13 protein-coding genes and 1 pseudogene are annotated in these 15,465 nt (G+C 58.2%); 10 read left to right on the top strand and 4 right to left on the bottom strand.

Translation table 11 applies throughout. The annotated features are described in order from the left end of the window. Window positions 1-136 precede the first annotated feature (136 nt). The 5 genes from ACQ4WQ_RS10305 to ACQ4WQ_RS10285 all read left to right on the top strand — a co-directional run bounded on the left by ACQ4WQ_RS10305 (window position 137) and on the right by ACQ4WQ_RS10285 (window position 3,414). Entirely contained in the window at window positions 137-586 is a 450-nt protein-coding gene (locus ACQ4WQ_RS10305; RefSeq protein ID WP_436496727.1) for a hypothetical protein, read from the top strand. Between the two features lie 33 nt (window positions 587-619). Continuing rightward, complete coding sequence (locus tag ACQ4WQ_RS10300) at window positions 620-1,057, top strand: hypothetical protein (protein ID WP_436496725.1); 438 nt, start codon at window positions 620-622, stop codon at window positions 1,055-1,057. Next, entirely contained in the window at window positions 1,054-1,497 is a 444-nt protein-coding gene (locus ACQ4WQ_RS10295; RefSeq protein ID WP_436496721.1) for a hypothetical protein, read from the top strand. The genes ACQ4WQ_RS10300 and ACQ4WQ_RS10295 overlap by 4 nt, the downstream gene beginning before the upstream one ends. A 172-nt stretch (window positions 1,498-1,669) precedes the next feature. Continuing rightward, complete coding sequence (locus ACQ4WQ_RS10290; RefSeq protein ID WP_436496719.1) at window positions 1,670-2,734, top strand: PEP-CTERM sorting domain-containing protein; 1,065 nt, start codon at window positions 1,670-1,672, stop codon at window positions 2,732-2,734. 149 nt (window positions 2,735-2,883) lie between these two features. After that, entirely contained in the window at window positions 2,884-3,414 is a 531-nt protein-coding gene (locus ACQ4WQ_RS10285; RefSeq protein ID WP_436496717.1) for a hypothetical protein, read from the top strand. Window positions 3,415-3,440: 26 nt separating this feature from the next. Here the strand turns inward: ACQ4WQ_RS10285 and ACQ4WQ_RS10280 are convergent, their stop codons facing one another. Next, window positions 3,441-3,896, bottom strand: a complete 456-nt coding sequence (locus ACQ4WQ_RS10280) for a tellurite resistance TerB family protein (protein ID WP_436496715.1) — start codon at window positions 3,894-3,896, stop codon at window positions 3,441-3,443. Between the two features lie 355 nt (window positions 3,897-4,251). On the opposite strand from ACQ4WQ_RS10280, the pseudogene ACQ4WQ_RS10275 reads away from it, so the two are divergent. The 3 genes and pseudogenes from ACQ4WQ_RS10275 to halB all read left to right on the top strand — a co-directional run. After that, window positions 4,252-4,495 (top strand): annotated as a pseudogene (locus ACQ4WQ_RS10275) (lipid II flippase family protein); the annotation flags it as partial. A gap of 144 nt (window positions 4,496-4,639) precedes the next feature. Then, entirely contained in the window at window positions 4,640-5,686 is a 1,047-nt protein-coding gene (halA, locus tag ACQ4WQ_RS10270; RefSeq protein ID WP_436496713.1) for an anti-phage Hailong system effector protein HalA, read from the top strand. Further along, on the top strand, window positions 5,683-6,372 hold the full coding sequence (gene halB / locus ACQ4WQ_RS10265) for an anti-phage Hailong system nucleotidyltransferase HalB (RefSeq protein WP_436496711.1): 690 nt from the start codon (window positions 5,683-5,685) through the stop codon (window positions 6,370-6,372). The genes halA and halB overlap by 4 nt, the downstream gene beginning before the upstream one ends. A gap of 127 nt (window positions 6,373-6,499) precedes the next feature. Here the strand turns inward: halB and purL are convergent, their stop codons facing one another. Then, window positions 6,500-10,537, bottom strand: a complete 4,038-nt coding sequence (purL, locus tag ACQ4WQ_RS10260; RefSeq protein ID WP_436496709.1) for a phosphoribosylformylglycinamidine synthase — start codon at window positions 10,535-10,537, stop codon at window positions 6,500-6,502. 199 nt (window positions 10,538-10,736) lie between these two features. After that, on the bottom strand, window positions 10,737-11,801 hold the full coding sequence (locus ACQ4WQ_RS10255) for a GGDEF domain-containing protein (protein WP_436496707.1): 1,065 nt from the start codon (window positions 11,799-11,801) through the stop codon (window positions 10,737-10,739). A 347-nt stretch (window positions 11,802-12,148) separates the two neighbouring features. On the opposite strand from ACQ4WQ_RS10255, the gene ACQ4WQ_RS10250 reads away from it, so the two are divergent. Both ACQ4WQ_RS10250 and ACQ4WQ_RS10245 read left to right on the top strand, forming a co-directional pair. Continuing rightward, a complete protein-coding gene (locus ACQ4WQ_RS10250) occupies window positions 12,149-13,774 on the top strand; it encodes a response regulator (protein ID WP_436496705.1) in 1,626 nt (541 codons plus the stop codon). Between the two features lie 95 nt (window positions 13,775-13,869). After that, window positions 13,870-14,232: a hypothetical protein gene (locus ACQ4WQ_RS10245; RefSeq protein WP_436496703.1), complete on the top strand. Its 363-nt coding sequence runs from the start codon at window positions 13,870-13,872 to the stop codon at window positions 14,230-14,232. A gap of 98 nt (window positions 14,233-14,330) precedes the next feature. Here the strand turns inward: ACQ4WQ_RS10245 and ACQ4WQ_RS10240 are convergent, their stop codons facing one another. Next, window positions 14,331-15,425 (bottom strand): S41 family peptidase, encoded by a 1,095-nt coding sequence (locus ACQ4WQ_RS10240; protein ID WP_436496701.1) that lies wholly within the window; start codon window positions 15,423-15,425, stop codon window positions 14,331-14,333. Window positions 15,426-15,465 lie beyond the last annotated feature (40 nt).

Below are 15,465 nucleotides of genomic sequence, written 5' to 3'. Positions count from 1 at the left end.
ACACTGGCAAGACCGGTCGCCCCACCTCGCCAGTGTCGCCACAGCGCGTGCGGACCAGCCGGTTCGATTTTCCTGGCACTACCAATATCGCCGCACCGGCAGCGGACGGCGCCAACGTTCAAGGATGGGTAAAAAAATGAAAACATGGATCCTGGCCGGCACCCTGGGCGTCTGCGCCCTGCTGGCAAATGCGCAATCGCTTCCCGACAGCCAGACCGTCGTCATTCCAGGCGGACGCCTGCAGACGATCGAACTGCCGGCCCACAAACATTTCATGAGTGCCGAAAGATTTGCTCCGTTCCGCGGCGGCTATGAGCTGTCGAACGGCCAGGTACTCTACCTGCGCAATGCGGGCAACATCGGCGCCCTCATGTATGCGCGCATCGACGACCAGGACGAACACCGCATCATCGCCACCAGCAGCAACAGCTTCGTGGCGCTCGACCGGCAACTGGCCATGCGCATCGACTTGCGCGACGATGGCAGCGTGGGCGGCGAAGTGCTGATGCAGATGCCGGCCGACAAACTGGCCAGCGGCGACATCGTGCCCGCCCATGTGCAAAGCATGGCCCTGGCATCGCGTTGATGCGGCAAGCCGCCTTCCGCATGGGTGGCAGCCATGAGCAAACAGTATTCTGTGCAACAGCAAAACGCGCTGACCCAGGCCGCCATCAGACAGACGGCGGCCTGGTGGCGGGCGCGTCCCCTGCCCGACGCCTTGCGCCTGTGCGCGGCCAGCCATGGCGTGGCGCTCGATGCGGCCCTCATGCTCGACCTGCAACTGGCCTGGCCCGGCATGCCCGCCGTGTACGGCAAGCTGCTGAGCGCCGACGGCCACTTCATTCACTTCGAGATGAACCTCGACGAGAACTTGCGGCCCTTGCCCGGCAGCGTGGCGTGGGATGACATCAGCGCACGCTACGACTTGGCCGCACACAAACGGAGCAAGGGCGTGCGGTACGGCGAACTGTGCAAGAAAGTGCTGCAGGAATTGAATCAGGGCGGACGGCAGGCGCCATGCGCCAGCGCTCATCAAGCAACGAGGACAACGACATGAAAACCTTCATCCTGGGCACACTCCTGTGCCTCGCCGCCGCCGGCACAGCAGCCACCGCGCAAACCCTGCCACCGGAGCACACCGTCACCGTGCCCGGCAACGCCCTGCGCATCGACGTGCCCGAACATCCTCGCTACATGATGCGTCAGGATTTCAAGAAATTCGTCGGCACCTATGACCTGTCGAACGGCGACACCCTGGAACTGCGCCTCGCCGGCGCCGTCAAGTATGCGCGTATCGGCAAGCAGGAAGAGCACCGCATCGTCGCCACCGACCGCAACGCCTTCGTCGCGCTGGACCGCCAGCTGAAGGTACGCATCGACCAGCACGATGACGGCAGCCTGGATGGCGAGCTGGTGATGGTGGTGCCGTCGCAGAACGTGTCGGGCGTCGACATCGTGCCGGCCCACGTGCAAAGCATCGGCCTGGCGTCGCGTTGAGGTGCAGCGTAGTTCCAGGGAGGTGCGCGCTGCCATCGCATGCTGTCACCGCCGCCAGATTCCTTAAAGGAAGATAAATATTTGAGAATATTTTTTAATAATAAAATTATCAAATAGGTTTACATTTTTATTATTAATTATCATAATTGCCATTTTCAAAAAGGGAAATGGCATGCAAGTTTTCAGAAAATCAGTACTGCCCCTGCTTGTGGGAATGGCAGCCACATCGGCGTCCGCTGCACCTGTTTCGGCGCCGCAATTCAAGCTGACGCATTTTAACTACTCGGCGCCTGCGCATCTGTACGCTGGAGAAATCAATTCGCGGGGGGAAATTTTTGGAGTCGGACAGTCCGAGGGCCAGAATGTCTGGTTCAGCACCTCGGGAAGCGCCCTGAATGTTTCAGCCCCCCTGCCGGGAAATATCACGATCAGTTCGCTCAATGCCGCAGGCCAGGGCATCGCCTATTCCACCACCGGCTCCAGCGACCGCTCGTATTACTATGTGGAAAATGGTACATTCACCCCCTTCGCGGTCAATGGCCAGAAAGCACAGGCGAACGCCATCAACGATGCCGGTCAGGTTGCCCTCAGCACATACGACGGCAGCGGCAAGGAGCGCGCCTATGTGTACTCCAGCGCCGGCGGCTATCAGGAAATCACCGCGGCGGGCGGCAACGGCACCACTGCCTTCAATATTAACAGTTCCGGGGCCGTCGTCGGCTACACAAAGGACGCCGATGGACAAGCCCAGGCCTCCCTGTATGCCAACGGCGTGATGACCACGCTCGTCAGCGAGTATTATGCTCCGAGTTATGCTGTCGGTATCAACAACGCTGGCCAGGTATCGGGCTGGGCCACGTTAGGTCAAGGCATGACCGGCACGGAAGCGTTCTTCTGGGCCAATGGAAACTATCAAACGATATCGCGGCTCTCCACCTCCGTCGGTATCGATGGCCTCGGCAGGGTATTGGGCTACAACGACTTTGGCACGATGGCCATGCTTTGGGATGGCAATGAAACGTATAGGCTGAGCGACCTCGTTGGCGAGGATGGCTGGTACTTCGGGCTGGTAGGCGGCATCAACGAAGCGGGCCAGATTTCTGCCTATGGCTGCCGCGACAGCATATGCGAAGTCGTGCGGCTCGATCCCCTCTCGCCGGTTCCGGAACCATCGACCTACGCCATGCTGCTCGCCGGCATGGCCCTGCTCACTTGCGCGGCACGCAAGCGTAGCTGATTCGGCCTGCCGGCCACGCAGGTGCCAGCGCACGGTGCCATGTGCAAACCGGCAGCTGTTCCGCTAGAAACATGCTCCGTGGAAAAACGACTGCGTGCTATGATCGGCGCCTTCGCTGCAGTGAAGCCGCAGCCACTCCATGGAGCACCATGTTTCAATCTGAGCATATTCGTAGCCGCTTGCTGACGTGCCTGCGCCACACCATGCGCCTGCTGGCCTGGCCCCTGCTGGCCTTGGTCAGCGTCGCCTGCACCAGCACCACGCGCCATCCGGCCAGCGAGCCCACGCAAGTCGTCCTGCGCTTTACCTATGACGACGGCAAGCCGATGCGGCATGACGATTACCTGGCCAATGCGCGCCAGGAAACGTATATCAAGCGCTGCAGCAAGATAGGCAGCACCACTGTCTGCGATATCGGCTCGGATGCACTGTTCACGGGCGGCGACGCCCCGCTGGACGCCAACGGCGAAGTGCGCGTCACCCTGCACTCGACCGGCCCCATCGGCAACAATCCGACCAGTCTTTGCATCAAGGGCAAAGGCTACGTCTTTGATTCCGGCGACTGGAAACGCGGTCCCTTCAGCCCCGGCCAGGTGATCGAGATCCGCTACAGGATCAGCGAAGTGGAAATGGCGTGCCCCTGGTCGTCGGGCACGCCGCCGTGGTGGGACAAGAGTTAAGCCAGCCAGGGCCGGCTGGCCCGGCTTTACTGCAGCTCGAACTCGCCGGGAGTCAAGCCCAGCTCGCGCGCGATCTTGCCGGCCACGCGCTGCTCGTTGGCGTCGAAATTGCCGTCCGACGAAGCGACGGCGATGATCATGCGCACCAGCAGGCGCGATGCCTCCACATTCGACTTCATCTTGCCCAGCGCCTGATACGCCTTGGCTTCGCCGATATCCTTGTCGAATTCCAGCTGGCCGACATATTCCTGGAAAGCCTTGATCACGTCCGTGGTGGTAAACACGGATAGCGCATCATTGCTTTCAATAAACTTCACCATCTTCTGCTTCTCTTCCGCACTGACGCTGCCGTCGGCCATGGCGATCAGGGCCGACCCTGCCATCGCGGCGTTGAGGAAATCCTTGTTCTTGTACTTCAGTGCCTCGGTTTTCAGCTCGCTTGCCTTGGACTTCAGCTTGGACAAAAAGGAATCGAAACTCATGGTGTACCTCCGGGGTAGTTGATGCATATCGAGCGGCAAGTCTTGCCGCCACCAGGGATAGTTGAGGGTGCAAGCTTGAAATACAAGCAATGAAACCACGCCATACGCTCACTGGCGGCATTTATCTCACCCACAGGCCAAAGCCGGGTCAGTCACTTCGTGATCGTAATGCCCCCCCATTGGGGGACATTACCCCTGTAGGGTCTGACCCCAGTTTCTGCCTTGGGGTGAAATTCAGTCAACTCCACACAAACCAACACAAAACCCCAATCACATAAAATTATCTTCTTTGCAGTTGAAAAATAAGTAACTTCATGGCAGCATGGAATTACATTTTCTTTATTGCAAGGTTGTGATGGACAAGCAATTGCTGTTGATTTGTGCACTGACGTTCATCATCCACATCATCGGCACCCTCGCCTCCCGTGCGCATCGCCGGCATCCGCACGCGGCGCATCGCCGTGTCCCTGGCCCTGTTCAGCATTCTCATGCTGCTGTCGCGCACCTCGAATTCCTTCCTGGGACCATTCCTCGCCAAGCGCGTGGAAACGGGAATCGACCAGCATATCGCCGCCAGCGCCCTGCTGCTGGACTTCCGCTGGCTGAGGAGCGCCTACGCAATTTTTTGAATAATGTGGCACACACCTATAGATAACGCTACAATCTTTCCAAATAAAAATTTAGGTACCTTGCAGCGTAAAGTCAATAATTAAAAACACAATCGATAATTTCAAAAAATCTCAATGACAAACAAAAAGAAAAGTATTAAAAGAGATACATCTTACTGGGATGTCTTATACAGTCCAAACTCTGCAAATGACTATGAGGACAGCAATTGGATTTTCGATGGAATAAGTGGCGTTGAAAAACGGTGTTACACTGCAGAAAAACTCCAAGAAGAATCAAGAAAATATCCGCGATTTACATTGAGAGGAAAAAATTTTCAGTTTTGTGATTTTCGAGGTGATTTTTTCGAAAAAAACTTAGGCTTCTCAAAATGCAATTTTGAAAAATGTGATTTTGGCTATGCGAATTGGAAAAAGGTTAAATTTACCGATTGTAAATTCAAGCAATGCTCCTTTACAATGTGCGCTTTTGAAGATTGCCAGTTCATTGATTGCAAGTGGGAAGAAATCAGCATATCAGGAACCGAAACTAGATTTAACAACACACTAATAACCAATCCTGATAAATTCATAAATTCTGCCTACACAAATATAAAGGATGCTGAACTATTAAAGCAAAAGAATACAAATACAAGTTATCAAAAAATGCGACTAGAAGAATCCAAAGGAAAAATTGCCAGAGCATTAGTAGCGAATCTTGAAAAGGTAGGGAGCGACAAATTTTATTACGATGCTGTCAAATGCCACTCCATTCAAAGAATTAGAGAGAAAATATCAAAGACAAATCATGAGATATTTTCAAGGAAAAACATTCTCATCAATATCTTATTAAAATTTTTTTACCATACCGAGAAAATAATTATGGAATTATCTGGATTGATCAATGACTGGGGCAACAGTCTAACCCGTCCAATAATTTTTGGAATCTCTTTAATCTGTTTATTCTCAATAATTTATAGCTTTCTTGGAATTTCTAGCGATTGGAAATTGGGATTGATGATGGCCTTTGATATCACTTTCTTAATAGGATATACAAAGCATGCAACCACTACAAGTAGCTATTTTAATCAAACCATATTTGCGCTAAATGCCTTACTGGGCCTTTGGTGGTATGCAATAATTGTACCAACGGTTGTTAACCGAATTAGCCGAGTTCGCTTATGAGTATTTTGACACTATTGCTTTATGGTAGCAGAGCGCGCGGCGACGAAACATTAACATCGGATGTGGATCTATTGGCAATAACAGATGAAATTAATTACAGAGCCATAGCTAACGGATCAATTAATACTGTTTGCTATCCTAAGTCACTGGTTATTCAACGTGCCAGAGACGGCGATCTATTTCTTCTACACATAGTAAGTGAGGCGAAAATTCTATACGATGAGCTTAACTTATTTGATGAAATTAAGTTCAACTTTACCTACAAAGAAAATTACAAGAAAGAGTTACTTGACGCTGCAAACTTAGGATGGATGTTGATCAACATTGAAAGTTCGATATTGAATTACACATTACTAAATAGAAGAATAGCATGGTGTGTTAGAACCATATTAATTTCAAAATCAGCTGACATTAGAAATCCAATTTTTTCATTGAAAAAACTGAAGGAATTTTCCAAATTTCAAGCAACAGAAATGTTAATTGAAAACAAAAATAGCAACACAAGATCAGCAACAATAATTGAATTATTTCGAGATTTTCTAGAATCCACAGATCTTAAAGAACCAATTAATTTCAAGACATTCTCTCAAGAAGATTATCAGAAATTTTTCCATATTAAAAAAAATGAAATGGCATTAAAAACATTAAAAATGCTTACAACAACATCGCAAGGCGGTGAATATTAAGCAATCGGAATCGTCGATAAATATTTAAGCACTTAAAATAAAAGCCGCTGTCTCCCGACAGCGGCTTTCTCATTCCTACCCCAGCAGCATCGCCTTGAACTCCAGCGCTGCCCTGCACGCGAGCTAATTACCCCACAAACTTCCGCGCATTCCTGAACATGCGCATCCAAGGCGAGTCCTCGCCCCATGCTTCAGGGTGGTACGACTGTTGCACGCTGCGGAACACGCGCTCCGCGTGCGGCATCAGCACGGTGAAGCGGCCGTCTGGCGTGGTGACGGAGGTGATGCCTTCCGGCGAGCCGTTCGGGTTGTACGGGTAGGCTTCGGTGGCGGCGCCCTTGTTGTCCACAAAGCGCATGGCTTTGGTGACTTGGGTGATGTCGCCCGTTTGCGAGAAGTCGGCGTAGCCTTCGCCGTGGGCGATGGCGATACCGGCCTGGGTGCCGGCCATGCCGTTGAAGAAGATCGATGGGGAATCCATCACTTCGACCATGGCAAAGCGGCCTTCGAATTTCTCCGACTTGTTGCGCGTGAACTTGGGCCAGGCGTGGGCGCCGGGGATGATGGATTTCAGGTTGCTCATCATCTGGCAGCCGTTGCAGATACCGAGGCCGAAGCTGTCCGTGCGGTTGAAGAAGCGCGCGAACTGTTCCGCCAGGCTAGCGTTGAACAGGATGGTTTTCGCCCAGCCCTCGCCCGCGCCCAGCACGTCGCCGTACGAGAAGCCGCCCACGGCGATGACGCCCTGGAAGTCGTCCAGTTTCACGCGGCCCGCGATCAGGTCGCTCATGTGCACGTCGACAGCCGTGAAGCCTGCCTGGTGCATCACGTAGGCCGTCTCGATATGCGAGTTGACGCCCTGCTCGCGCAGGATGGCGACACGGGGACGCACGCCCGTGGCGATGAATGGCGCGGCGATGTTCTCGTTCTGGTCGAAGGTGACGATAGGCGACATGCCCGGGTCCTGCACGTCCAGCAGGCGGTCGTATTCGGCGTCCGCGCAGGCCGGATTGTCGCGCAGGCGGGCGATGCGCCAGCTCGTTTCGCTCCACAGGCGGTGCAGGTCCGCGCGCGGCTGGGTGTAGATCAGCTTGGCGTCGCGCGTGAATTCGATGACGTCGCGGTCGTTCAATTTGCCGATGATATGGCTGCAGGCGCCCAGATTGAACGTGCGCAGCACATCCATGACGAGCGACTTTTCTTCCGCGCGCACCTGGATCACGGCGCCCAGCTCTTCGCTGAACAAGGCGCGCAAGGTCAGTTCGTTGCGGCGTTCCGCTACCTGGCCGGCCCAGTTCTTGGCGTCGCCCCAGTCGCTCGAGTGCTCGCCTTCCATGGTCAGCATGTCGAGGTTGACGGACATGCCCGTGTGGCCGGCGAAGGCCATTTCCGTCAGGGTGGCGTACAGGCCGCCGTCCGAACGGTCATGGTAGGCCAGCAGCTTGTCGTCGCTGTTCAGCTTTTGGATGGCGGCGAAGAAGCCTTTCAAGTCTTCCGCGCTGTCCACGTCCGGCGTTTCATTGCCCAATTGCCCCATGACTTGCGCCAGGGCGGATGCACCCAGGCGGTTCTTGCCGCGACCGAGGTCGATCAGGATCAATGACGTGTCGCCCTGGTCCGTTTTCAGCTGCGGCGTGAGCGACTTGCGCACGTCCGTCACTGGCGCGAACGAGGAAACGATCAACGACACCGGCGAGGTGACGGATTTCGCCGCGCCCGTGTTCTCGTCTTTCCAGGTGGTGCGCATCGACAGCGAATCCTTGCCGACGGGGATGCTGATGCCCAGTGCCGGGCACAGGTCCATGCCGACAGCCTTGACCGTGTCGTACAGGGCCGCGTCCTGGCCAGGCTGGCCGCAGGCGGCCATCCAGTTGGCGGACAATTTGATGTCGGAGATGTCGCCGATGGCTGCTGCGGCGATGTTGGTGACGGCTTCGCCCACGGCCATGCGGCCGGATGCTGCCGCGTCGATGACGGCCAGCGGCGTGCGTTCGCCCATGGCCATCGCTTCGCCCAGGTAGCCTTCAAAGCTCATGGTGGTGACGGCGCAATCGGCCACCGGCACTTGCCATGGTCCCACCATCTGGTCGCGCACGGTCATGCCGCCCACGCTGCGGTCGCCGATGGTGATCAGGAAGGATTTGTCGGCCACGGTCGGCAGCAGCAGCACTTTTTGCGCCACGTCCACCAGGTCCATGCCCGTCAGCTCAATCGCCGGGAAATCGTTGGCCACGTGGACCACGTCGCGCTGCATCTTGGGCGGCTTGCCCAGCAAGACGTCCATCGGCATGTCGACCGGTTCATTGCCCAGTTCCGGGTCGATCAATTTGAGTTGACGCTCTTCGGTGGCCACGCCCACGGCGGCGAACAGGCAGCGTTCGCGTTCGCACATGGCTTTAAATAATGGCAGGCTTTCCGGCGCGATGGCGAGAACATAGCGTTCCTGCGATTCATTGCTCCAGATTTCCTTCGGCGCCATGCCCGATTCTTCCAACGGGATCTTGCGCAGGTCAAAAATCGCGCCGCGCTTGGCGTCGTTGGTGATTTCCGGGAACGCATTCGACAGGCCGCCCGCACCCACGTCGTGGATGGAGATGATCGGATTGTCCGCACCCATTTGCCAGCAGGCGTTGATGACTTCCTGGGCGCGGCGTTCCATTTCCGGATTGCCGCGCTGGACGGAATCGAAGTCCAGGTCGGCCGTGTTGCTGCCGGTCGTCATCGACGAAGCGGCGCTGCCGCCCATGCCGATGCGCATGCCCGGGCCACCGAGCTGCACCAGCAGGCTGCCGACGGGGATGTCGTTCTTGTGGGTGTGCTGCGCCGAGATATTGCCGATGCCGCCCGCGATCATGATCGGCTTGTGGTAGCCGAAGACGGCATCTTTGTCTGCGCCGACGTTCTGTTCATAGGTGCGGAAGTAGCCGCCCAATACCGGACGGCCGAATTCGTTCGAGAACGCGGCGCCGCCCAGCGGACCCTCGATCATGATCTGCAGCGGCGAAGCGATGCGCTCCGGTTTGCCGTATTGCTCGGCGTCCGTGCGCGATGCCAATGGCGCCGTCACGGAGGCGGCCGTTTCCCAGCTGCGCACGGCGTCCGGCAGCGACAGGTTCGAGACGGTGAAACCGGTCAGGCCAGCCTTCGGCTTGGCGCCGCGGCCCGTCGCGCCTTCGTCGCGGATTTCGCCGCCCGCGCCCGTGGAGGCGCCAGGGAATGGGGAGATCGCCGTCGGGTGGTTATGCGTTTCCACCTTCATCAGCGTGTGCGTCAGTTCCGTGGAAGCCGCGTATTCGTGGCTGGCACCGCGCGGGTAGAAGCGCGACACGGTGGCGCCTTCCATGATGGACGAGTTGTCGCTGTAGGCGACGACGGTGCCCTTCGGCTGCAGTTCATGCGTGTTCTTGATCATGCCGAACAGCGATTTTGGCTGCGCGACGCCGTCGATGGTCCAGTCGGCGTTGAAGATCTTGTGGCGGCAATGCTCGCTGTTCGCCTGCGCGAACATCATCAGTTCCACGTCCGTCGGGTTGCGGCCGGCCTTGGTGAAGGCGGCGTCCAGGTAGTCGATTTCGTCTTCCGACATCGCCAGGCCCAGTTCGACGTTCGCCGTTTCCAGCGCGCGCTTGCCCTGCCCCAGCAAGTCGATCGATTCGAGCGGACGCGCTTCCAGCGTGCGGAACAGGTCCTTGGCGTCGTCCGCGCTGCGCAGCACGGATTCCGTCATGCGGTCATGCAGCAGGTCGGCCACCGCCTGTACCTGCTCGTCCGTCAATTTGCCGGCGCCGATGGCGCTGCCCAGGATGCCCGATTTCAGGTTGATGCGGAAAGCGATGCCGCGTTCGACGCGCTTGATGTGCGCCATGCCGCAGTTGTGCGCGATGTCGGTGGCTTTCGAAGCCCACGGCGAAATCGTGCCGAAACGGGGAATGACGAAGAATTCTTCGGCAGCGCCTTCCGTATTGTCAGCCTGGGCCGGCTCGCCGTACGTCAGCAAGGCGCCAAGGCGCGTGCTGTCGTCGTTGGTGAGAGGCGCGCTGGCATCGATGAAATGGACATAGCGTGCTTGCACGGCAACGATCGCAGGCGAAACGGCTTGCAGTTGGCTTAACAGACGGTGGCTACGGAAATGGGACAGGGCATTGGAACCCGGCAGTATCAACATGATTGGAAGGTGGTTGATGCAGCGTGGCTGCGGGTTAAAGGTAGGTATGACAATATCTTTCGTACGGCAAATTTCCTTTGCGCGCATTATACCCGTTTTACCCCTGCTTTATTACCGGAACTTATGGCTTTCGGGCCATTTTGCCCCTGAAACGGGCAGTTTTTGCCAACTTGCAACAACCATCGCGGGCGACCGACCATCAGGCGATCACATAGCGGTTCTTGCCCTGGCGCTTGGCCAGGTACAGCGCTTCGTCGGCCAGCCGGTAGCTGTGGCCCAGCTCCTTGCCCCGGTCCAGCTCGGCCACGCCCACGCTGATCGACACGAACTGCGCGGCCAGGAAAGCCTGGCTGACGGCCTCGACCAGGCCGCCGGCAAAGGTTCCGGCATCCTCGCGGCTGCCCGCGTAGACGATGCCGAATTCCTCGCCGCCCAGGCGTCCGCACAGATGGCCCTGCGCCTTGTCGGCGATGATGGCGGCGGTGCGCACGAGCACCGCGTCGCCCGCATCGTGGCCCTGCTGGTCGTTGATGATCTTGAAATCGTCGATATCGATCATCAGGAAATGCAGCATGCCGCCGTGGGCCGCGCCATGCATCTGCTGGGCGCGCTGCGTGAACATGCGGCGGTTGTTCAGGCCCGTCAGACCGTCCTGGAAGGCCAGCCGCGTCAATTCCAGCTTGGAGTGATAGTTGCGCAAGCGCAATAAACTGAAGCTGACATTCAGCGCCAGCCCGAACAGGATGCTGACGGCGATCATGAGTGGCGCCCACGACTGGTCGGGCAAGCCGACGTTCACGGGATACAGGCCGTGGCCCACGTTCCACCACACGCCGCCCACCACGGCCAGATAGCTGAGACCGCCATTGAAGATGGAGGCGATGGCCAGGGTCATGAAGACGCCCACGGGCAAGACCCAGAAGCTGGCGTGCTGGACGGCGTCGGCCATGGTGCGCAAGCCAAAAGTGAGGGTCAGCACGGCGCAAGCTCCCGTGATGGTCAGCATGGGCAAGGTGGTGCAGCGGTAGCGCACCACCAGGCTCGTCAACATGCCCAGCAGCGCCAGCACGGCATGCGTCAGGTTCGGATGATAGGGCTCCGGCATCAGTAGCCAGGTCAGGCTGAAGGCGATGATGCCCAGCAGCTGCGTGACCATGCCGACCCGGTGCAATTCCGCGAAATACGTGTGCTGCTGTTCGCTGTTGCCGCCGAACGCGAGAGGAACGGCGATGCGCCGCAAGGAAGTAAGGTCAGGAACGCGCATACGGGTATCGACACCAGAAAGAAGAAAGCGCCCGGTACAGCCTTGCGCATGCCTGGCCGCAAGATTGAGCGGCATCCAACATTAGTTGTAATTAGGATACTATCATGCTAGTCAGCTATTTGCCGGAATATGCGTCGCTGGCAGCCCCGCACAACGCGGCGGCCCCACGAAATACAACGCCGCACGCCACCGGACGCACCCGGCGCCCTGCTCCGCACCCAATTGCATGCATTTTGCTGGCAGTGTCGCCCGGCTTTGCAGTATGCTGATAAAAAACAATACTGCCAGGCAGATACATATAAGAAGAGTTCCCGCAAATGACCGAACAGATGAACGAGAGCTGAACCATGCCAGAAACTAGCGACTTATCTGTCCTGATCGTCGACCCGAACCCCAGCATGCGGGGCAATCTGCACAATATGCTGAACCAGGCGGCCATCACCAAGGTCGAGTATGCCGTCAATGCCGGCACGGCCATCCGCTTGCTGACGAAGAAGCCGTTCGACATCATCCTGTGCGAATACGACCTTGGCAGCGGCACGGACGGCCAGGATGGCCAGCAACTGCTGGAAGACTTGCGCCATCATAAGCTGATCGGCCTGTGGACGATCTTCATCATGCTGACCTCCGAAGCCATCCACAGCAAGGTGATCAGCGCGGCCGAGCTGACCCCGTCCGACTACATATTAAAACCGTTCACCGTCGATGTGCTGAGCGGCCGCATCGCGCGCGCCATCGAGCGGCGCGCGATTTTCCTGCCCACGTATCAGCTGATCGACAAGGGCGACTTGCGCGAAGCCGTGAAAAGCTGCCGCGCGGCCGAACTGCAGCACCCGCGCCTGGCGGCCGATTTCGCCCGCTTGCGCGCCGAGCTGCATATCACCCTGGGCGAGTGGCGGGAAGCGGAGCAGATCTACGCCGACATGCTGGCCACGCGGCCCATGGCCTGGGCCCACCTGGGACTGGCGCGCACCCTGTTCGAACAGCAGCGCCACGAGGAGGCGCAGGACGCGCTGCTGGAACTGGTGGAAACCTATCCCCGTTTCATGGCCGCCTACGACTTGCTGGCGCAAAACCATGAAGCCATGGGCCAGCAGTTGCAGGCCAAGAAAATCCTCGAGGACGCCGTGGCCATCTCGCCGCACATGGTGCGCCGCTTGCGCCACCTGGGCGGCATCGCCTTCGACACGGGCGACATCGGCGCGGCCGAACGGGCCTACAAGCAGGTGGTGACGAAAGCGAAGTACTCCGAGTTCCGCGACCCGGAAGACCACGTCAACCTGGTGAAAACGCTGGTGAAAAAGGGCGATGCGCCGCAGGCGAGCGGCGTGCTGCGCGACATGGAGCGCTCGCTGCGGGGCGGCGCCAACGTGGAAGCATGCCGCGCCATCTCGGCCGCCATGCTGCATGAACTGTCGGGCAACGACATCGCCGCCGCCGGCGAGCTGCAGCTGGCCGCCGCCGCCCTGGACACGGCGCGCGGCCTGTCGACGCAGCTGAAGGTAGGCCTCGTGCAAAGCTGCCTGAAGAACAATCTGGAACAGGCCGCCTCCGACGTCATGATGAAGCTCGTCAACGAAGCCGACAGCGACGTGACGATGGAAGCGGCCGTGGACGTGTTTGAAAAGGCGGGACGCCACGACCTGGCGCAAGGCATGGGCCAGCAGATCACGAACCAGGTGCAGGAATTGATGCAGGATGCGGCCAGCAAGTCGGAAAGCGGAGAGCTCAAGGGCGCCGTCTTCGTGCTGCGCCAGGCCCTGCGCAAGACACCGGGCAACCTGCCCGTGCTGTTTGCCTCCGTCGAAGCCATCCTGCGCCAGCTCAACATGCTGGGCTGGGAAGCCCCGCTGGCCGAACAGGCCCAGCACCAGATGCAGGTGATCCGCAAGATCGACCCCAAGCATCCGAAGCTGGAGTCGCTCAAGCAGCAGTATGCGGCCACGCAGCACAAGTATGGTATTGCGACCTGACTGGCGCCTGGCCACTGCCCTGTTTATCTTCCGGGGTCGGACCTTGAGGACCGACCCCAGTCCCTGCTTTCGGGCTCAGCGCGCCTGACAACACCTTGTCATTACTCGAAGAGCAACAATCCCATACGCTGGGTTGTGCCGAGCCTGGGCTGGCCGTTGATGTCGACGCTCCGGTGACGTGCCTGGCGACTAATTTTAAAAGTGGAAAAATGGATTATGCAACCGCGCAACAACTCATGTCGACATATGCACGCATGGGAAAAATCATTAACGAAGCGGACAGTCTTATTCGCACCCTCCCCGACGCCGAGCGGTCTGAGCACTTACGCGCGCTGGCGGGCTTGATCAACCACTTGTGGTTCACGCTCCAGCATCCTATCGTGCGTCAATACAGGGATCTGGACCCGGATGGCGATTACTTCCGCGATCAAGCATCGAAGCGAGGCATGGGCGAATGACCGTTTGGAGGAAATCTTCCTGCGCACGAACGCCGTGAGCACGCTGCACGCCTTTGTCTGTTGCGCTCATTCCAGCCGCCTGGCCGGGCACGGTTAGATCAAGGCTCGCCCCTGAGCGTGTAGACCGGCTTCGCGGACTCCCCTTTCTCTACCATCGCAAGCACGCGCTGCAGTTCCTTGCGCCCGTCGCCGTCCTTTTCGGACGACACCAGCTTGCGCAGGATGTCGGCGTGCGCCGTCTGCAGCGCCTGTGCCGCGGGCACGGCGATGTCCGGTTTCACGCCGACGTGCTCCCAGTTGGTTTTGGTGACGAAATTGGTCGTGCGCGAGGTGGGAATCACGACAACGATGCCCTGCCCCACGCTGAACCTGCCCACGGGATTGGAGCCGCCGCCGGTGGTTTCGCCGACCACCGTGCCGCGCTTCTGTGCCTGGATGCCATAGGAGAAGTCTTCTCCGCCGGAAAACGTGCGGGCCGAGGTCAGCACGTACACGGGCTTGTCGTAACGCTGGGCGACCGTCGCCACGGTAAAGATCTGCCGGGTCGTATCGGTCGGGCGATTGTATATGTCGATCAGGTGACGCTCGTCGCCGAGCGGGAAGAAATGACTCATCAGATAAGCCACGCTGGCCGGGCTGCCGCCGCCGTTGCGGCGCAGGTCGAGGATCAGCGCCTCCGTCCCCGCCATCAGCGACATTGCCGCCGAGTAGGCCGGGCCGACGAATTCCGTGCGCCCGAAGCCGCGCAACTCGATGTAGCCGACGTTGCCGGGTAGGCGTTCGACCTTCTCGATGCCATAGCCCCACCGCTCGGTCTGCTCACGCGCCTCGTCCATCCTGGCGCGCGTGGGCACGTCGCCGGCGTTGCTGCGCTCGCGGAAACCTTCGTCAAGCATGGCGCCGAAATGCAGGTCGCCGCTCAATGCGCGCAAGTCCTGCGCCAGCACCGCACTGAAGGCCTGCGCACTGGCGGCGGCCGCATAGCCTCCTTCGGCATTTTTCCTGGCGATCGCGCTGCCGACCCGTTCGGCCACCGCCGGCTCGATGTAATTCGCGTTCATTTTCTCCGCCAGCGTCTGCACGACCGCAGCGCGATCGGCTGCTTTCAAGGGAGTGTCCTGCGCCGCGAAGGCGGAAAACGACAACACGCTACCCAACACGACGCCTGCAACAAATTTCTTTCTGCCTGACATACCTTCCTCCAAGTTGGACTACGAAACGTTTGATCGTTGT

Source organism: Janthinobacterium goodfellowi, from assembly GCF_051380695.1.
Taxonomy (GTDB): Bacteria; Pseudomonadota; Gammaproteobacteria; order Burkholderiales; family Burkholderiaceae_D; genus Janthinobacterium.
This window is presented reverse-complemented; position numbering and strand designations above follow the sequence as displayed.